18 protein-coding genes and 5 tRNA genes are annotated in these 20013 nt (G+C 34.3%); 15 read left to right on the top strand and 8 right to left on the bottom strand.

The window, feature by feature from the left end:
* Position 1: 1 nt before the first annotated feature.
* Together C1638_RS10095 and C1638_RS10090 are read right to left on the bottom strand one after the other, a co-directional pair.
* Positions 2-75: transfer RNA gene (locus C1638_RS10095), tRNA-Arg, on the bottom strand.
* Between the two features lie 31 nt (positions 76-106).
* Positions 107-181 (bottom strand) — tRNA-Pro (locus C1638_RS10090).
* Between the two features lie 350 nt (positions 182-531).
* On the opposite strand from C1638_RS10090, the gene C1638_RS10085 reads away from it, so the two are divergent.
* From C1638_RS10085 to C1638_RS10075, 3 genes are all read left to right on the top strand, one after another.
* Entirely contained in the window at positions 532-1011 is a 480-nt protein-coding gene (locus C1638_RS10085; RefSeq protein WP_228428107.1) for a thermonuclease family protein, read from the top strand.
* Positions 1012-1271: 260 nt separating this feature from the next.
* Entirely contained in the window at positions 1272-2330 is a 1059-nt protein-coding gene (locus C1638_RS10080) for a serine hydrolase domain-containing protein (RefSeq protein WP_109620513.1), read from the top strand.
* Between the two features lie 50 nt (positions 2331-2380).
* Complete coding sequence (locus C1638_RS10075) at positions 2381-3457, top strand: alpha/beta fold hydrolase (RefSeq protein ID WP_109620511.1); 1077 nt, start codon at positions 2381-2383, stop codon at positions 3455-3457.
* A gap of 128 nt (positions 3458-3585) precedes the next feature.
* Here the strand turns inward: C1638_RS10075 and C1638_RS10070 are convergent.
* The 3 genes from C1638_RS10070 to C1638_RS10060 form a co-directional block, all read right to left on the bottom strand.
* Positions 3586-3659 (bottom strand) — tRNA-Arg (locus C1638_RS10070).
* A 31-nt stretch (positions 3660-3690) separates the two neighbouring features.
* Positions 3691-3765: transfer RNA gene (locus tag C1638_RS10065), tRNA-Pro, on the bottom strand.
* A 14-nt stretch (positions 3766-3779) separates the two neighbouring features.
* Positions 3780-3864, bottom strand: a tRNA-Ser gene (locus C1638_RS10060).
* 135 nt (positions 3865-3999) lie between these two features.
* Here C1638_RS10060 and C1638_RS10055 point away from each other — a divergent pair.
* From C1638_RS10055 to C1638_RS10040, 4 genes are all read left to right on the top strand, one after another.
* A complete protein-coding gene (locus tag C1638_RS10055) occupies positions 4000-5022 on the top strand; it encodes an N-acetylmuramoyl-L-alanine amidase (RefSeq protein ID WP_109620509.1) in 1023 nt (340 codons plus the stop codon).
* A gap of 73 nt (positions 5023-5095) precedes the next feature.
* On the top strand, positions 5096-6496 hold the full coding sequence (gene aspA / locus C1638_RS10050; RefSeq protein WP_109620507.1) for an aspartate ammonia-lyase: 1401 nt from the start codon (positions 5096-5098) through the stop codon (positions 6494-6496).
* A 70-nt stretch (positions 6497-6566) separates the two neighbouring features.
* Positions 6567-7421, top strand: a complete 855-nt coding sequence (locus C1638_RS10045) for a glycosyltransferase family 2 protein (RefSeq protein ID WP_109620505.1) — start codon at positions 6567-6569, stop codon at positions 7419-7421.
* Positions 7422-7568: 147 nt separating this feature from the next.
* Complete coding sequence (locus C1638_RS10040) at positions 7569-8615, top strand: hypothetical protein (RefSeq protein WP_109620503.1); 1047 nt, start codon at positions 7569-7571, stop codon at positions 8613-8615.
* A 48-nt stretch (positions 8616-8663) separates the two neighbouring features.
* Here the strand turns inward: C1638_RS10040 and C1638_RS10035 are convergent, their stop codons facing one another.
* From C1638_RS10035 to C1638_RS10025, 3 genes are all read right to left on the bottom strand, one after another.
* Positions 8664-10142 carry a lipopolysaccharide biosynthesis protein gene (locus tag C1638_RS10035; protein WP_109620501.1) on the bottom strand — a complete coding sequence of 493 codons (1479 nt, stop codon included), beginning with the start codon at positions 10140-10142 and terminating at the stop codon, positions 8664-8666.
* Positions 10143-10151: 9 nt separating this feature from the next.
* Positions 10152-10946: an FkbM family methyltransferase gene (locus tag C1638_RS10030; protein ID WP_109620499.1), complete on the bottom strand. Its 795-nt coding sequence runs from the start codon at positions 10944-10946 to the stop codon at positions 10152-10154.
* A 288-nt stretch (positions 10947-11234) separates the two neighbouring features.
* Positions 11235-11900 carry a DUF2461 domain-containing protein gene (locus tag C1638_RS10025; protein WP_109620498.1) on the bottom strand — a complete coding sequence of 222 codons (666 nt, stop codon included), beginning with the start codon at positions 11898-11900 and terminating at the stop codon, positions 11235-11237.
* Positions 11901-12290: 390 nt separating this feature from the next.
* Here C1638_RS10025 and C1638_RS10020 point away from each other — a divergent pair, with 390 nt between their 5' ends.
* The 8 genes from C1638_RS10020 to C1638_RS09980 all read left to right on the top strand — a co-directional run bounded on the left by C1638_RS10020 (position 12291) and on the right by C1638_RS09980 (position 20013).
* Positions 12291-14012 (top strand): DEAD/DEAH box helicase, encoded by a 1722-nt coding sequence (locus C1638_RS10020; protein ID WP_109620496.1) that lies wholly within the window; start codon positions 12291-12293, stop codon positions 14010-14012.
* A gap of 152 nt (positions 14013-14164) precedes the next feature.
* Complete coding sequence (locus tag C1638_RS10015) at positions 14165-14803, top strand: DUF47 domain-containing protein (protein ID WP_027374906.1); 639 nt, start codon at positions 14165-14167, stop codon at positions 14801-14803.
* 22 nt (positions 14804-14825) lie between these two features.
* A complete protein-coding gene (locus tag C1638_RS10010) occupies positions 14826-15968 on the top strand; it encodes an inorganic phosphate transporter (RefSeq protein ID WP_109620494.1) in 1143 nt (380 codons plus the stop codon).
* 123 nt (positions 15969-16091) lie between these two features.
* The gene (locus C1638_RS10005) at positions 16092-16427 is read left to right on the top strand and encodes a hypothetical protein (RefSeq protein ID WP_123838365.1); all 336 of its coding nucleotides are present in this window, start codon (positions 16092-16094) and stop codon (positions 16425-16427) included.
* Between the two features lie 314 nt (positions 16428-16741).
* The gene (locus tag C1638_RS09995; RefSeq protein ID WP_109620488.1) at positions 16742-17311 is read left to right on the top strand and encodes a hypothetical protein; all 570 of its coding nucleotides are present in this window, start codon (positions 16742-16744) and stop codon (positions 17309-17311) included.
* A 175-nt stretch (positions 17312-17486) separates the two neighbouring features.
* The gene (locus C1638_RS09990) at positions 17487-18458 is read left to right on the top strand and encodes a polyprenyl synthetase family protein (protein WP_076357444.1); all 972 of its coding nucleotides are present in this window, start codon (positions 17487-17489) and stop codon (positions 18456-18458) included.
* Between the two features lie 77 nt (positions 18459-18535).
* Complete coding sequence (locus C1638_RS09985) at positions 18536-19489, top strand: GSCFA domain-containing protein (RefSeq protein ID WP_109620486.1); 954 nt, start codon at positions 18536-18538, stop codon at positions 19487-19489.
* Positions 19486-20013, top strand: coding sequence for a DUF4269 domain-containing protein (locus C1638_RS09980; RefSeq protein WP_109620484.1), 528 nt, complete (start codon positions 19486-19488; stop codon positions 20011-20013). The genes C1638_RS09985 and C1638_RS09980 overlap by 4 nt, the downstream gene beginning before the upstream one ends.

Genomic DNA, 20013 nt, shown 5'->3' with positions numbered 1-20013 from the left:
GTGAGCGCGAAAGGATTCGAACCTTTGACCGTCTGCTTAGAAGGCAGATGCTCTATCCAGCTGAGCTACGCACCCATTTGTAATTTTGAAAAAATTACTAAAACAGTCGGGGCGGCAGGATTCGAACCTGCGACCTCCTGGTCCCAAACCAGGCGCGATGACCGGACTACGCTACGCCCCGAGATGGCCATCAATAACGAATTTTACATCGTTTTTGGGGTTGCAAAGTTGCAATACTTTTTGGAATAAAAAAAATAAAATGATAAGAATTTTTAATTATTTTTTTGTGAAGACTTTTGATTGTCTTTATTGAGTTAATAACCATGGATTTATGATGTATGCTATTTTTTATTTTTTAAACTATGATGAAGAAATAGAGCAAAAGATAGCAAGGGCAGAATTTTTAAAATGAATAAAATTATTAAGTCAGCACAAAAGGAGGAAAGTTAATTCATGAGCTTCTTTTTCTAATCTAAGAATACTAAAATCCTCCTTAATTCCTATATTTGCCGGATGAAACGATTAATGTTGATGAGCTTACTTTTTCCGGTAATCATGTTTTCTCAAACAAGCGGAAAAGTAATTAAAATTTCAGATGGAGATACTATTACCTTACTTTTAAAAGGAAACGAACAAAAAAAGCTAAGACTTGCTGAGGTGGATTGTCCGGAAAGTGGACAGCCGTTTGGTAAAAATGCCAAGCAGTTTACCTCAGCTCAGGTATTTGGTAAAACAGTTAAATTTATTGAAACCAATAAAGACCGCTATGGCCGTTCCGTAGCCAAGGTCTACTATGATAATGGCAAGTACCTTTCAAAAGAGCTGATAAAAGCAGGAATGGGGTGGTGGTACTTCTCTTATTCCAAAGATGCTTCTCTGGGACAATTACAGCAAAATGCACAACGTACTAAGATTGGTCTTTGGCAAGATGTTCATGCGATGGCTCCATGGGAGTACAGGAAAATGAAGAGGGAGCAGCGAAGTAAAAAAAATCAAGTTGCCAAAAATTAATAATAGAAATATTGGCTGAAGTGGATTTTACTTTATAATATTCATTTAATAATTCTTTTGAAGATAAACTAAAAGTGTATTGAATTCGTTTTGTAACATTTTGTTTTATAGTGGTTTGTAATTATTCGTACTCTTTTTTCTAACTATTCATACTCATTTTTTTAGATAAATAAGGTCGAATATTTTTATTCGGTCGCATAAGAGGTTTTACTTTTTCAAATTTGTATCGAAATAATTTTATAACATTAAATAACAATACAATGAAAACTTCATTCACCTTTTTAGCAGTTCTATTATTAATCAGCAGTTTTTCTTTTGGGCAAGATTTCTCCAAGAAAATTGATTCCATCGTAAAGGATAATTATCAAAAGAATCCTGGTGTAGGAATTAGTGTTGGGTTTATCAACAACAATAAAGAATTTTTCACAGCATATGGTAAGCTGAGTAAAGAAAGCAAAGTTGATATTGATAAAAATTCCATTTTCGAAATTGCTTCTATTACTAAAATTTTGACTTCCAATTTAATTGCGCAGGCTGTTATTGATCATAAATTTAAAGTAGATGATTATATTGACAACTATCTACCAAAAAGATATGTTTTAAACGCGAATCTTAAAAACAAGATAAAAATTTCAGATCTGGCATCTCATCAATCAGGCTTACCTGACTTGGATTTTGGAAAATTAATGGAATTGAATCCACAGCAGCCTGTAAGTAGTGTTACTGAGAAATCTTTGGCTTCTATGATCAATAGCTGTACTGAACTTATTGACTATGGGAAGTTTCGTTATTCTACCATTGGATATACTTTAATGGGAGAAATCCTGGAAACAGTGTACGGTAAAAGTTATGATGAAATAATCCGTGAGAAAATAATTCAGCCTTTAAAAATGAGAAATACATTCACAAAGGAATTTAATGTGAAAAATAAAACAACAGGTTACAATCCTGATGGTGGTGCTCAGGAATTTTTCAAATGGAACGTTACTGCACCTGCCGGATTGGTAAAATCAAATGCTTCTGATATGGTAATCTATTTGAAAGCAATTTTAAACCAAGGAAATCCTATATCTGAAGCTGCATTAATAACAGAAAAGATCTATTATAAAGATGAAAAAAGAGAAATGGGGTTAGGGCTTGGCATTAGTACTGATGATCAGAATACAATCTATTTAAAGTCTGGAGACTCTATGGGACAATCTTCAATCATCTGCTACAATAGGGCTAAAAAATGGGGATTTATCATTCTTTTAAACCAAAGAAACTCAAAAATGAGACAAAACCTACTCAATACAATCTATGATAAAGTTTTGAAATAGATTGTAGATTTAAAGAAAAAAACCGCTTCAACATTTGAAGCGGTTTTTTTATGATGATATTGATAAAGTGTATTGTAGCCTTTAAAAATTCATTAATATTGTTTAAAATATTAAGAATACACATTGCGTGTATTTTTGAGCTCATAGCACTTTTAAGTTCATTATACTTATACAAAAAAATAATAGAGATGAAATCTATAATAATATCTGTATTTATTACTTTCTTTTCAATTACATTAGTTTTTTCGCAGGCTTCTGAAAGGAAATTTGTATCCATTAACAATAAACAAATGGCATATAAAACCTTTGGGCTTGATGAAAGAAAAGCTAATGAGCCAATTGTAGTCTTTGAAAGTGGACTAGGCTCAGGTGGTGGTGGTTATGGGAGTTTGTTCCCTTTTATTCAAAAAAAATATCCAGGAATAGTTTATGATAGAAATGGAATTGGAGAATCGGAAATTGATACTTCTATAAAAACAGATGAAGATGTTATAAAAAGACTTCACGATTTGTTAGCAGCTTTGAAAATAAGCCCACCTTATTTATTAGTAGGACACTCGATAGGCGGGCCGTTTATACGTTTGTACGCTTCAATGTATCCAAATGAAGTTTGTGGTCTGTTTTTCATAGATCCAACAGATTTTATGCTTACAAAAGATGAAGACAGCAAAGTGAAAATAAATACATCAAGCTCAACAGGGTATAGAGAATTATTTGAGATAAATCTTAAAAATATCATCAATGATAGCTCAACATCAGAGGGTTTTCGAAATGAAGCAAAGAGAGAGTTGAATGAGAATTCACCGGAGTTCTTTAAAAGGTACAAATCTTTACAGCCTCTTAAAGATATTCCTGTAACCGTAATGATTTCATATAACAAACATATTGAAGATTATGAAACAAAAATGAACGAAAAACTGAAATTAGGGATCAATTTAGCCCCGTGGTGGAAAGAGTTGGATGAATTAAGAATAAAGCATTATGCAGAGATGATAAAAAACAATAGCAATAGTCAGCTTATCCTGTTACCGCGTTACAGCCATGGAATACACCAGCAGGATCCCAAAATTGTAGCAAAAGCTTTAAATGATACATACGAAAAATGTCTAGCTTCCTTAAAGAAATAAGTAGGAATAATAATAGGTATCGTAATTTTTAGAGTGAAGTAGATTTTTGACAATGAATGGAAATTCTAGAGAACCATATATAAAAAAATAACGCCATTCAAAACATATGTTTTAAATGGCGTTATTTGTGAGCGCGAAAGGATTCGAACCTTTGACCGTCTGCTTAGAAGGCAGATGCTCTATCCAGCTGAGCTACGCACCCATTTGTAATTTTGAAAAAATTACTAAAACAGTCGGGGCGGCAGGATTCGAACCTGCGACCTCCTGGTCCCAAACCAGGCGCGATGACCGGACTACGCTACGCCCCGAATATATAAGAGTGCGGAGGGTAAGGGATTCGAACCCTTGCGACACTTTCGCGTCGACAGTTTAGCAAACTGCTCCATTAACCACTCTGGCAACCCTCCTTTTTGTTTATTTTTTAATGATCGTTGTTCCGTTATTGCGAGTGCAAATATAGAATAGATTTCTTTATTTACCAAATAAAATTCAAGAAAAATTTGTGTATTTTTGAGGTAATAAATCATTCAAAAACCAAACTGATGCGTAAAACATTATATATCATCGGATTAAGCACATTCGTTTTTTCATGTACTTCCCAGCAAAATGTAAAAAAAAATACATACAAACCGAAAACTCCAGTGGTACAGCCAAAAACTGTAGTTAAAACACAAACTCAGGAAGCTCCAAAACCAAAAATTACAAACGAGCACGGAGTAGAATTTTTTACTACTAATATAGCTGACGCAACAAAAAATGATAATACGGCAAGTTACGGTTCTATTGTATCTGCAAAACCGGCCGGATATAAAGTAGTAAAAACTTATTTTCCTGCCGTTGCTCAGAATTTCAGACAGCGTTACCTTATATTACATTATACAGCACTTCCGGATGACAAATCCATTACAGTCCTTACACAACAGGCTGTAAGTGCCCATTATCTGGTAAATAATACCGGAGACAATGAAATCTATCAACTGGTGGATGAGAATAAGCGTGCCTACCATGCAGGAGTGAGCTCTTGGAGAAGCGATAAAAATCTTAACGATACTTCCATCGGAATTGAAATTGTGAATGCAGGTTTCCCTAACGGAACAGGTACAAGAGTATTTGCTCCTTTTAGTGACGATCAGGTAAGAAAAGTAGCAGCATTGGCAAAGGATATTATTACAAGATATCAAATTCCGGCAACTAATGTTCTTGCTCATGCAGATATTGCCCCTACAAGAAAGCAGGATCCGGGTCCAATGTTCCCTTGGAAAAAGCTTTATGATGAGTATCAAATAGGGATGTGGTATGACCAAGCTACCAAGCAGGATTACTTTGATCTTGCACAGGAAGACTTTGCTGTAAAATATAGTGATCCATCATTTATTTTCGGTATTCAGACTGCATTGCAAAAATTCGGATATGGAGTAGAACCTAGTGGAAAATGGGATGATGCTACCAAGAAGACGATTGAAGCATTTCAGTATCACTTCCGTCCACAAAATTATGACGGAATCATGGATGCCGAGACATGGGCAATACTGCAAGCTTTAAACGTAAAATATTCAATAAAATAAATATCAAGTAAAGCGCATCGGTTAGATGCGTTTTTGCTATCTTTAAACGATCAAAAACAGTAAAATATCTGTAATGGAAAATTTCAGAAAAGAGAGTGATCTATTAGGCGAATTGAACGTGCCTTTAGATGCTTATTATGGGGTTCAGACACAAAGAGCAATCAATAATTTCAAGATTTCGGGACAGCTTTTGTCTTCATATCCGGATTTTATCAAAGGATTGGCTTTTGTAAAAAAAGCAGCCGCAAAAACAAACTATGAATTAGGTCTTCTTGAAGAAAGCCTGTATTTCAAGATAGCAGAAGCGTGCGACGAAATTGTAGATGGGAAATATCATGACCAGTTTCCGGTAGACATGATTCAAGGTGGGGCAGGAACTTCAATCAATATGAATGCGAATGAAGTAATTGCTAACGTTGTATTAGAAAAATTAGGAAAAAATAAAGGCGAGTACGAATTTTGCTCACCAAATGATCATATCAACCTTTCGCAGTCTACCAATGACGCTTATCCTACAGCAATCAAAATGGGATTGTTGCAGATGAATATCGGTCTGGTAGAAAAACTAGAAAAAATTATAGCAGCTTTCCGTGCAAAAGGAGAAGAATTTCAGGATGTTATTAAAATGGGACGTACACAGCTTCAGGATGCTGTTCCCATGACATTAGGACAGGAATTTGAAGCCTACGCAGCCACTTTGGAAGAAGATATTTCCAAGCTGAATAATAATGCAAGCCTTTTTGTAGAGGTTAACATGGGAGCAACAGCTATCGGAACAGGATTAAATGCTCCGGTAGGTTATGCCGTTCTTTGTGCTAAAAATCTGGCTCAGATTACAGGTTACCCGGTTATTTCTGCACCTAACTTGGTGGAGGCAACTCCGGATACCGGATCTTATGTGATTTATTCTTCTGCGATGAAGCGTCTTGCAGTAAAACTATCTAAAATCTGTAATGATTTAAGACTACTTTCATCAGGACCAAGAGCAGGATTGTTCGAAATCAATCTTCCTCCAATGCAGCCAGGCTCATCCATTATGCCAGGGAAAGTAAACCCTGTTATTCCGGAAGTAGTAAACCAGGTTTGCTTTAAGGTGTTTGGAAATGATCTGACAGTAACTTTTGCAGCAGAAGCAGGACAACTACAACTTAACGTAATGGAGCCGGTACTTTCCCATGCCATTATGGAAAACATCAATTTCCTTTGCAATGCGTTGGATACCCTTCGTGAAAAATGTGTAGTAGGAATTACAGCCAACAAAGAAGTGTGCCTGAACATGGTAAAACACAGCATTGGAATTGTAACAGCTCTTAACCCTTACATCGGCTACAAACAATCCACAGAGATTGCAAAAGAAGCACTAGAAACAGGAAAAAGCGTTTACAACCTTGTATTGGAAAAAGGAATTCTTTCCCAGGAAAAACTGGACGAAATCCTTGATCCGAAAAACATGCTGAAACCGCATAACAAATAACATAAAATAAGTGTTAAGTGGCAGCTTTATGTCACTTAGCACTTATTATTCAACATTTATAAAATAATTCGTGAGGTTTTTAATCATTATTCCTGCCCACAACGAAGAGCAGAACCTCTCATTCACTCTGGATTCCTTGCAGCAGCAAAGTAGCAGGGACTTTAAAGTAGTGGTCGTTAATGACGGTTCCACTGATAAGACACCTGAAGTCATCAGAAAATATACAGAGAGTGATTCCCGTTTTGAAACCATTAATCTTCAAAAATCAGAGCATCAGCCCGGATCTAAGGTTGTTCATGCCTTTAAAAACGGCTTACAGACCCAATCTCTTGATGAGTTTGATATCATTTGTAAATTTGATGCCGATATTATTCTACCTGAAAATTATCTAGAAGCTGTAGCTAATGCCTTTATAAACAATCCAAAATATGGGTTAGTAGGAGGGTTGCTCTATGTAGAAAAAGAGGGAAACTGGGTGTACGAGGGAAATTCCAATAAACACCATGTAAGAGGTCCAATGAAAGCGTATCGAAAGGAATGCTTTGTTCAAATGGGTGGTTTAAGGGAAACCTTAGGCTGGGATAATATAGACTCCATACTGTTGGAACACTTGGGATGGAAAGAAGTTGTCTTACCGGAACTTCATGTAAAGCTGATCAAGGTAAAAGGCGCAGACTATACCATACGACCTGCCGATTATTATGGTCGATACTTTTATTTCCTAGGATTAAGTAGATTTCTGGCCTATATTGCCTCTTCAAAAGAAGCAATGAAAAGTAAGTCACCATCGTTTTTCTTTGATATTATTAATGCTTATGAAACCTGCAAATCTCAAAAGCTGGAATTGAAAATCACAAAAGAAGAACAAAAAGCAGTCAATGATCAACGTTGGAGAATGTTGAAGAAAAAATGGCTGAAGATATAGAGGAGAGTTGGAAAATCACAGAATAGAAAATGATTTAAAGTGGTTTTCGAAATCTTATCAATATCAATAGGAGTGGGCTTTAACCCATTTAATAATAAAACAAAAATTCAATTGGCCAAAGCCAAAACTATCTAATCCAATTAATCAGTGAAAAAAATAGCCTACATAGAAATTGACACCCATGCAGAAATAGCACAGGCCTTTATGAATATCATGGAGGGAAATCAACATTTCAGTGTAGATTATTATTATTCAAAAAAAATCAAGGATCAGATCAATGAATCTGATGCAGCCGTATTTCTTTCGGATAGTTCTATGATTTTAGATCAGCTGAAAACCAAGAAATATGATTTGGTTATTATTGGAACTGTTCATCGTTTTTTCAATACATTTTTAGCCGTAACAAAAAAATACAATACCGCTATTGTTACACATAATCTGAACTTTACAAAAGCTTCAAGACTTGATTTGATAAAAAGTGTATTCAAAGGAGATATCATGTACAGGTTGAAACTTTGGTGGAAAGAAGGCTTGCTTTACTCAACCAAGGTATATCAGAAATCCGGATCTCTTGTTGTATTGGATGAGGCATTGATTTCAGACAGATATCAGTTTTTACCTCTTTTTTATACAAAAACCTTTGATAAAACTGAAAATGAAAATCGGGTTATTGTTATTCCTGGAGGTGTTTCGCAGAAAAGGAGGGATTATAATCATATTTTTAAAACCATTCAGGAAATAGGAGTAGGTATGAACTGTGAATTTGTTTTCCTTGGTAAAGCAAAGGATCACGAATTAAAACAACTTGAAAACTTATCCTCAACATTACCCCAAAATATCACAATTACTTATTTTTCAGAAAGAGTTTCTGTAGGAGACTTTGAGAAATGGATGCAAAAAGCTGATGTTCTTTGGTGTCCTATTCAACAAGAAACAGAATTTTTCAGCATCAAGGAGGTTTATGGAAAGACCAAGATGACAGGAAACCTTGGAGACGCTATTGCCTATGGAAAACTGGCTGTTTTTCCTAATAACTATCCCTCAAAACTAGATTTTATTCTGCCTGAAAAAGAAAGCATTCAAGAGCAATTGAATGAGCTTTCAAATAATTATTTTGACTTCCAAAAAAGCTATGGCAAAGAAGAAATCCAAAAAAGATTAGAACAGCTATTGAATAAGCTTATTTCCAAATAAAAGTCTTTTTTGAATCTGAATTTAATCCTCCCGGCTTTCTTAGTTTCATTATTTAAACTTAAAAATACTCTTAATAAACCTGGCGTTCAGGTAATCTTCTATCGGGAATATCTTTGTAAAGTAATTTCCTACATAGATCAACGCTAAAACTACAGCTGGTTTATAAATCAGATTGATGAAATTGCTGTGGAAATTAGGTAAAACAATAGCTACTGTAATAGCTAGAGTACAGATAATGGAAACAAAGATCATTTCAATCGTCAAAGGCGAAACCTTAAATACAAAGTAGTTGAAGACAATCTTAACCACATTGTAAATGGTTAGAGAAATTGCGGTAGATAAAGCAATTCCAATAAGCTTCAGATCTGTGTTTTTGATGAAATAATAATTCAGTCCAATCGTTAATCCTGCCAATAAAAGCATCACCAGAATATTGAATCTGTAATATTTTGAAAGTGAAATAATATTTCCATTGAATCCGGTTGCCAGATCTATTAAAACCGCAGAACCCCAGATCCATACTACAGGTTCGTATTCCCTAAGCATTGTCCCGTTTTTGGGCATAAACTGAGTAAGATAAGGGAATCCAACCATGATGCATGAGAATAGAACAGCGCCTAAAAAGTATAAAGATAACGAGGTTTTCTTGTGAAACCTGTCTAGTTCCTCCATGTCTCCATCAGCCAGTGTCTTGTTGATGATAGGAGCAGAAATATTGAACAACCCCAGCTGTGGGATTGAAATCAAGGAGATTAAGGCATACAGGACAGAATAAATTCCAACCTCTTCCATACCCATAAATTCCCCAATCATAAAACTATTAATGGCCAGATAATTTCCAAAAGTTCCCAAAAATCCAAAGAAGCTATAATTGAAAAATTGCTGCCAGAAATTATTTTTCTTGAAGTAATCCGTATTGAAATCGAGCTGAATTTTTTCCAGCTTGTTAGTATAGTAAATATACCCGAAAAGCATCAGGGTAAATATGCCAAAGAAAAATGCAAATGCAATCTTTTGAGATAAAGCAAAATAATAAAACAGACAGAAAGCTCCAAGATTGGCTATTTTCGGAAATAAATTGTCGAAAATATTAGAGACAACAATCCTTTTGTAATTGGATGTATATTTATTGAAAATAGCACAGAATGAAAGAATTAAAATCAAAGGAAGGATCATTTCCTTAATCTTCCATGCTTCCGAATGTCTGAATTTTGGATAAAAATAAGGCAGTATAAAAAATACAGCCGTAAAAATAAGAAAGTTAACAAAAACAGTAAGTAATGATAGCGATAACATATTCTGTTTTTTGCCATCCTTTTCTACTGTGTGAAAAAACTTCACATTGGAATAGGAGATACCCAATACCACAAAAGGAACCAACATTTCAGCAGTAGGAAGGATATAGCGAAGCTTTCCGTAAAATTCAAAATCATTAGGAAAAATGAATATTGCGGAAACTGTGCCCAGCAAAAAACCAATATAACCGATAATGGAATATTTGAAGCCTTGTCTCGCTACTACACTCATAAAGTTGTTTTAAGGGTTTTTAGGTATAAAAATAATATTGTTGATGTACTGAGTTTTATTTTTTTCGTCGTTTGTATTTTGTAGCAGAATGTCTTCCGTAAGTGTTTCCAGGATGAAGCTTTCTCTGTTAAGGTACTTTGCTTCATATCCCCAGTCTTTTACTTTAGAGATTTCATTCCATATTGGTGTTTGGTGGTGTCTTTGTTCCATCTCAACCATAAGGGTTGGAAGAAACTGTTTGATGGTTTCGCTGGCTCCCAAAAGAGTCTTTATTTCATTTCCTTCAACGTCAATCTTGATGAAATCTAATCTGCTGAAGTGTTCTATGGCTGCCCATTCGTCTAGCTTGATGACCTTTACCTTTTCGGTGTAGCTTTTTTCTTCACCTTTTTCTTTGTAAGAGGTATTTAAAGTCCCACGAGAAGCAATCGTTTTTCCATTGATAATCGGAACCTTAAACTCGGCTACCGTATTCTCATCAGAAAGCGCTAAAGGGAGTATTCTCATAGTTGGGAATAGCCTTTTCAATCTTCTATAAAGCCTTTTGTTAGGTTCAAAAGCATAGATATGCTCATGATCCAATTTATTCTCCAGTTGATATAAGAAAGTCCCTACATTGGCACCAATATCCAGTATAATAGCACTTTTAGGAAGGTATTCCTTGATCCATACCAGTTCTGGTTCTACATTGCGTTCCGAAAAATTATCTTTATTAAGATTATTTAGGGTCTTAAAATATCTTTTTTTGTAAAAATTCGGACTTATATATTGTAGTTTTTCTGCAATTTTTTGGTATAAAGACATCCTTAGCTTTTTGACGAATAGCAAAGATAAACAAAAATGTAAAACTTATCTTAAAAAATGTTAAATATAATCTGTTGATTTTCAATGAAAAGGCTTTGCTGGCTGTTTTTCATAAAAAATGAGTTTTAACAGGTTATTGATTTGTCACATAGACACCTCTGGTTAGCGAACGGTAAGTAAAAAAGATTTAAATTAAAAAAATAAGGGGTAAGTATTTTGATGCTTAAAATTAATGTAGGGAATTCCAAACAATGAAATTCCCTAGAATATTTTAATAATATGAGTAAATTAGTTAAAAGGCGTATTCAAAAAATCATTAAACGGTTTCATCAGTTTAAAGATCTTAGTCATTGTTTTTACTGCATTTTTGTCCAGAACCTCTTCGTCTTTTAGATGATGTAGTACGATAAAGTTTTTAAGCTTTAAATATTCAGCCATTGGATCTTCCTTTTCAAAACCTTGAGGGATTTTTTTCAGTTTATCATCCTGATCAAGTTCTGGGAAATATTTTTTAAAATCTTTATTGTTTAGAATTTTAAGGAAATCATCGCCATATAATGATACTTCCTTTCGTACTTCTTTCAATACAGAAGATTCAGGCATATAGATTCCCCCTGCTAAAAATGATTTGCCAGGTTCCAGATGAAGATAGTATCCTCCTTTCTGATTTCCTTTGCCCATTCCTAGGGAAGCCCCAAAATTGGTTTTATAAGGAATTTTATCCTTTGAAAACCGGGTGTCACGATAAATTCTAAATAATGCTTTTTTGCTGTCGATTTTAGCAAGCTCTTCATCAAAATCGGACATTTCCCTGATCAGGTCATCCAGAAAAGAAATAATGTTTTCCTGGGAATCTGTATACAGGTTTTTATTTTCATTGAACCATTCACGGTTATTGTTGCTGCTTAGTTTTTTTAGAAAATCAAATGTTTGGGGAGAAATACTGGCTGACATATAGTATTGGTGTTTTTATTTTGGTTGGTTTTACTGGGGATTTGTGCTTTTTGGAATTCTTTCTTCTTTCTTATTTTGAACCTTATCTCCTGAATTTCAAAATCATTCCAGTATTCAAATTTACATAATAAGGAAGAAAATCAAAATAAAAAAGTACAATTATGTGGTTTTGTTTGAAAATTCATAAATAGTACCAAAAAAATCAATCTACTTTAATAAAAAAAAATATTGTTTAGCAAGTTCTTAATTATAGAGGCGTTTTTTTGGGTTTTATTTTTTAAAAATTAAGAAAATATTAAAGAATTGTGAATTTAAGATTGTATATTTAAAACTTTGTTTAAAAACAAGTCAAATATTTATTGTATCTTTGCAAAAATTTTAAAATAGTTAATGAATTTATTTACGGAAACCAATTTAAGTCCTGATATCCTTAAGGCAATTGGCGAACTGGGCTACGAAAGCCCAACAGAAATCCAAAAACAGACTATCCCTTTTATTCTTTCAGATATTCGCGACTTGATCGCACTTGCGCAAACAGGGACAGGCAAGACAGCAGCGTTTTCGCTTCCGATTTTGGATATGATTGACGATACGAGTCGCAAAATCCAATTATTGGTGCTTTGTCCGACACGGGAATTATGTCTTCAGATTTCGAAGGACATAAAGAATTACTCTAAGTACATGAAAGACATCAAAACCACAGCGGTTTATGGTGGAAGTAGTATTGTAGAGCAGATGAGATCTTTGAAGGACAAACCACAGATTATTGTGGGAACTCCAGGAAGAGTAATTGATCTTATCAACAGAAAAGCACTTGACTTTTCTGCTATTCATTGGTTGGTATTAGATGAGGCTGATGAAATGCTTTCCATGGGATTCAAAGATGAATTGGAAACCATTCTAAGAGAAACTCCGGAAACAAAACAAACTTTCTTATTCTCGGCTACGATGAATAAAGAAGTGGAAAGAATTTCCAAGAATTACCTTACAAAACCACACCGTATTTCAGTAGGTTCTATCAACGAAGTGAAGAAGAACATTACGCACGAATATTATGTGGTGGGGTACCGTCAGAAAAAAGAAGCATTGAAGAGATTGATCGATGCAAACCCTAACCAGTATTCCATTATTTTCTGTAGAACAAGAATGGAAACTCAGGAAGTTGCTGACTTCTTGATGCAGAACGGTTATGCAGCAGATGCTCTTCATGGTGACCTTTCTCAGGCACAGAGAGATACGGTAATGAAGAAATTCAGATTGAAGAACATTGATATTCTTGTAGCTACAGACGTTGCAGCAAGAGGATTGGATGTAAACTCTCTGACTCACGTTATTCACTTCTCTTTACCTGATGATCCAGAAGTATTCGTTCACAGAAGTGGAAGAACAGGTAGAGCTGGAAAAGATGGTATTTCTATGGCTTTAATTAAGCCTGAAGAAAGCAGAAAATTGAAACAAATCAAGTCTGCAACAAAGATTGAAATTAACGAAAAGTTTATCCCGACAGGAGACCAGATTATCAAGGCTCAGGTAGGAGGTGTTTTCGAGAAATTATTCACGGAACACGAAGACTTATTCGAATTTGACGATAGCTTAATCCCAGATCTAAGTAAATTCACGAAAGAAGAATTGGTGCACCAGTTGCTACAATTCCAATTAAAGGATCTTGCTTTGTATTACAAAGATAAACATGATCTTGTTGAGCAGAAATTGAGCAACAGAGATGATGATTACTCAAGAAGAGATCGTGGACGTGATAGAGACAGAGACAGAGATAGAGGTCGTGACAGAGATGTAAGAGATAGCAGAGACAGAGATCGCGGAAGAGATAGAGATCGTGGTGGAAAGCCAAGAAGAAAAGATGAGAACATGGTAAGGTTCTTCTTCAATCTTGGAAAAAAAGATCACTTGAAGAAGCTTGATGTTTTAGATATTATCAATAAAGCTACAGACGATGGAAAAAGCAAGAGAAGAGCTGAAATCGGTGATATCGAAATCTTAGAAAAATTCTCTTTCTTCGAGGTTGAAAAATCGTTCAAAGACAATGTCTTGAGCAATATCCAATCTATGAAGTTCAAAGGAAAAGATATGAGGGCTGAAGTTGCAAACTAACCCCTTGTTCATACTATACAAAACCGGCATTACTGCCGGTTTTTTTATTTGATAATCAGATGGTAAGCGAATGTTAACAAAACTTAATGTTATATAGTTTCACGTGCGATCCTTTTTTAGGAAATTTGCACTCGAATTATAAATACTAAAAAATGGGAATTGGTAATATTTTCCACGCTTTTCAACCCAAAGATAAAATCTTCTTTGTACTTTTTGAAAAGGTAACTGAAAACCTAGTTGCAATGTCTGAGGAATTCAACACTGGAATCAAGGATTTCGATCTTAATGACGATTCAATGTTGAAAAAAATGAGTGATTTCGAACATAAAAATGACGAACTTACTCACGAGATCTTCGTAGAACTAGGGAAAAACTTCATCACACCTTTCGATCGTGAAGATATTCACACATTAGCAACCGGATTAGACGATATTGCTGATTATATCTACGCTTCTACAAAATATATCTTCCTATACAAATCTCCGGAGATGAAAGCTTACTCAGACTTCTCTCTATTGATCCACAAAGCATGTCTTGAGATTCAGAATGCAATGAAGAACCTTAAAGGGTTCAAGAACATGGAGCAGGTGAAAGAAGCGTGTATTAAAGTAAACTCTATTGAAAATATTGCAGATGACTTGCTTTCCAACTCAATGGTAGAATTATTTGAAACCAATGATGCTATTAACATTATTAAAGTTTCATCTGTATTAAACTATCTTGAAATTGTAACTGACAAAGCAGAAGATGTTGCCAATACGATTGAGAACATCATGATTAAATACGCCTAAACAATATTTAACATAGCAAAAAATGGAATTTCCTATTTTACTTATAGTTATTATTGCGCTGGCTCTGATCTTCGATTATATCAATGGTTTTCATGATGCAGCTAACTCAATTGCAACTATAGTTTCTACAAAAGTTTTAACTCCATTCCAGGCTGTACTTTGGGCGGCGCTTTGGAATTTTGCAGCATTCTTTATTGCTGCTTATATTATTGGAGAATTCAAAATTGGTAATACAATTGCCAAAACAGTTAATGAGAATTTTATCACTCTTGAGGTTATATTTTCCGGTCTTATAGCTGCAATTGCCTGGAACCTTTTGACATGGTGGTTCGGGATCCCTTCATCATCATCGCATACGTTGATTGGAGGTTTCTTAGGGGCTGCTCTTATGCATGCTTTCATGATGGATTATCATGATGTTGCAGCAGCACAGCCAGAGCTTGGGATGTGGGATACCATTAAAGAAGCTTTCAGCCAGGTAACTCATCAGGGTGTTGTAAAGTTTGATAAAGTTATTCCTATCTTCCTGTTCATTTTCATGGCACCGATCATAGGGATGATTATCTCAATCATTATTACATTGATTATTGTACACCTTTATAAAAAATCAAATCCACATAAAGCAGACCAGTCTTTTAAAAGACTACAGTTGGTTTCATCAGCTCTGTTTAGTTTAGGACATGGTTTGAATGATGCTCAAAAAGTAATGGGAATCATTGGAGCAGCGGTAATTTATTATCACGTTAATATGCTTCAGGATGCACAGTATTTGAATATTCCTTCTGCAGGACGTTTTGATTACTTTGCTCAACACTATATTTGGGTTCCTTTAGTTTCATTTATCGCTATTGCTTTAGGTACCATGAGTGGAGGATGGAAAATCATCAAAACAATGGGAACTAAGATTACTAAGGTAACCTCATTGGAAGGAGTAAGTGCAGAAACTGCAGGAGCAATCACTCTATTCATTACAGACCACTTCGGTATTCCTGTATCTACAACACATACGATCACAGGTTCTATCATCGGGGTTGGACTAACGAAAAGAATTTCAGCCGTAAGATGGGGGATTACAGTAAGCTTACTTTGGGCTTGGGTACTAACCATTCCAATTTCAGCTATTGTAGCAGCAACTACTTATCTTTTGGTAACTTTCCTTTCCTAAGATAAAAATTACAGCTTATTATATAAACTTTGTCCATTTGGGCAAAGTTTTTTGTTTCTTGAAAGTTCGTTTAAAAAAAATATTGGACGTTATGTTGGTCATAGACCTCAATTAGATTAAATTATGAAAATATTTGTTTTTTTAAGCTTTTTAATGTTGCTATCTGCATGTGGAGAGCCTGATTGTAATATTGTGAAACAAGCATACTACCCGGATGAATACAATTTGATTGTCGGAGAATCAAATATAGATAATTCATGGATCAAAATTATAGGTTATGATCCCATAACAAATAAAAAATCTAATATTATGGTACATAATAATTGGATTGACGATTATAATGAAGTTGAAGAGGGAGATACAATAATTAAGAAAAGAGGAGATTTAATGCTTGCTATTCACAAAAAGGATACTATTATTAGACACGATTGGTATTGCAGAGGAAAGCCTTATAAGTAAGCTGAAGCCTTACCTAAGTAAAAGAGACATATGGGAAAATAGAACATTTCTTTACTAAAGCAATGCTATTGGTAGTAAAAGCTATTCCTATTGGTAATATTAAGTTAGATTTAGAGAGTATTCTCAATAAAGATGATGACTTTGAAGCAGATACAAGATGCAGCGAGAATATTAAAATAACCAGTAAAGAAATAAATGGTAGAAGTATTACTTCAACTATAGATGGTGAAATTGTTGTTGTACTATTTAAGTCCTCTTTTTCGAGCTGAACTAATGTGTGTGAAAATTATAAACATTTATATCATAAAAAAGTAATGAAAATCCAGTATTTACTATTATTAATCAGTAACATATTATTTGCTCAATCTTTAAGTATTGAGGCAAAACAGCTAAATGAATCAAATATTTTAGTGAGTATTAAAAATGTCAGTGAGACTGAAACAATTAAGCTGATAATAGATGATAAAGCTTTAGAATACTCTTGTGATTATAAAAACAGATGGTCGTCACCCAGTAATTTTGCAAGGTTAGCAATCTGTTTTGAATATCCGAAACATTACAATTATCAATCTAGTATTGTACCTATGAGAGAAAGAGAAAAAATGTACGGGATACATCAAAATCTTTCCGCCTCAGAGTATGTTGCTGAGAATACTATAATCCTTGAGCCTTTTGATAAAAAAGAAATCATTTATAATGTTTCTGATTTTAATAATAGTTTAGTCTTTAAGAAACAGAAAAAATTTATGGTAAAAGCCAAGATTATATATTTTGGAGAACAAATTGAGAAATATGATAGCTCCTCAGAGATAAAGAAAAAATATTTCAACAAAAATATTTCTTCCAACATTTTCGACTTGAGTACTTATTTTTTTAAACCATAATCAGTCAATATCTGGATTTATCTTCAAAGTCAAGCCCTCTTATGGTGATCATAAGGGGGCTTTTATAATGAATGCTCTGCTAAATCTATAATATCAAAAATTATGGTGAAACGATGAGTTTTTTTGTTTTATAAAGCCTCGAAAAATCGTATTTTTGTTCAAATTATAAGATTTTATGGAATTTTTAGACAGATACCAACAGATTGTTGCTGACGCCATTAATAAGTACACTTTTAAAGATAAACCTACAGAGCTGTATGATCCGATGAATTACATTATTTCCCATGGTGGAAAGCGTCTTCGTCCTATTATGGTGCTAATGGCTTGTGATCTGTTTGGGGGAGACCTTAAACAGGCTATAAAACCAGCTTTGGCTATTGAATTTTTCCATAACTTCACCCTGATCCATGATGATATTATGGACGAGGCTCCTTTAAGAAGAAATAAGCCTACAATTCATACATTACACGGTATAAACGTTGGGATTCTTTCCGGAGACGGATTAATGCTTAAGGCATACAAGTTCTTTGAGGATCTTGAACCAGAAATCTTCAAGGCTTGTATCAGAATCTTTACCCATACCGGACTTCTATTATGTGAAGGGCAGCAATATGATATCAATTTTGAAACTCAGGAAAATGTAACCTTTGATGATTATATCAGAATGATCACCTATAAAACAGGGGTATTAAGTGCTTCTTCTTTTGAGATCGGAGCTTTGATTGCAAGAGCTGACTTCAAGGATGCAAAAGCTATCTTCAACTTCGGTAAACACATCGGAATTGCATTCCAGATCATGGATGATTATCTTGATGTTTTCGGAGATCAGGCACAATTTGGTAAAAAGCATGCAGGGGATATCTACGAAAACAAGAAAACAGTTCTTTATCTTTTGGCAAAAGAGCATGCTACAGAGGAGGAAAGAAAAGAACTGGATTACTGGTATTCTAAAAAGACAGATAATATCGATAAAATCTACGGTGTTGAAAAGATCTTCAGAAGAACAAAAGTAGATGAAAAAGCACTCCGTTTAATTGAAAAACATAACGAAATCGGTCAAAGCTATCTTCAGAAAATTGATATTCCTGACGAGAAGAAAAAACCATTCATTGAATTGGCAAACTATTTATTGAGAAGAGAAAGCTAAATATAGGCAGCAGAGGGTAGGTAGCGGTTATCAGTAAATGATCTGTTACCTATTTCCTGCAACCTAATATCTACATAATGAAATTCAGAACAGAGGTTGACATCCCAAAATCGGAAAAGAAAATTGAGATTGAAGATAAAATATTTTCAATCGGGTCTTGTTTTGCTACTGAAATGACTGATTTACTGAAAGATGGGCAGCTTCAGACGCTTAATAATTCTTTCGGTACAATTTTTAATCCTTTTTCGATCAATAATGCTGTAAAGAGACTTCATGACTCTGCATTCTATGAGGAAGAGGAGTTGATTATATACAATGAGGAATATATTTCATTGGATCATCATACCAGTTTTGACACAAGGTATATTCATCAGACGTTAGATAAAATTAACGGAAACATTGAAGAGGGAAATGCCTTTCTTCAGGAAGCTGACTGGATTATCATCACGTACGGGTCATCTTTTATCTATGAATTTCTTCCAAAGAATAAACTGGTGGCTAATTGCCATAAAATTCCACAGAAATTCTTTGAGAAGAGGCTGCTTTCCCATCAGGAACTAACGGCTTCTATCTACAATACAATCCTGGAGCTTAAGGATATTTGTAAGGAAAATGTACAAATACTGTTTTCGGTGTCACCGGTAAGACATACCAAGGATGGAATGGTTGAAAATCAATTGAGCAAATCAAAATTAATTACGGCCATCCATGAATCTATTTCTTTGTTTGAAGACTGTCATTATTTGCCAGTCTATGAGATTTTGATGGATGATTTGAGGGATTACCGTTTTTACAAGGAAGATATGATTCATCCAAGTATGCAGGCTGTTAATTATATTTTTGACAAATTCGGAGATTCCTATTTTTCAGAAGAAACCCAAAACTTTATCAAAGAAAACTTTAAAATCATCAAGGCATTGGAACACAAAACCAATGATAAGAAAGATCCGAAGTTTATAGAATTCAGGGAAAAGCTGGATCAAAGGATAGAAAATCAGCGTAAGAAAGTAAAACATACTATATTCAGATGATTGATTTTACAAGAATTGACTATTTGAAAAATGGAAATGAAAGGCAAAAAAGAGTCTATGATGTTCTTAAAAAATATCATATTTTAGAAAAACTAGAACCTTATTCTGCTGTTCTGGCCGGAACCATTCCTATTGAAATTGATGTTGAAAGCAGCGATCTTGATATTATTTGTGAGGTTGATCTGAGATTTGAAGAAGATTTTTTGGAATATTTGACACTTAGCAATTTAATTCCATTTGATACGGATGTTAAGATCGAAAATATAACCGTAAACGGAGAGAAAAGTATTGTTCTGAACTTTATGCTTGAAGAGTTTCCTATTGAGATTTTCGGACAAAATAAATCTGTTACAGAACAGAATGCTTACAGACATATGATTGCAGAATACAATATTTTGCAGGAAAGAGGAGAGGATTTTAAACAGAGAATAATAGATCTTAAAAAGCAAGGGATAAAAACAGAGCCGGCATTTGGAATGCTGATGAATCTGAAAAATCCCTACGAAGATCTATTAAAATTATAA

The sequence above is a fragment of the Chryseobacterium oncorhynchi genome, from assembly GCF_002899895.1.
GTDB classification, from domain to species: domain Bacteria; phylum Bacteroidota; class Bacteroidia; order Flavobacteriales; family Weeksellaceae; genus Chryseobacterium; species Chryseobacterium oncorhynchi.
Note: the sequence above shows the minus strand (reverse complement) of the source record. Positions and strands in the feature narration are given on the sequence as shown.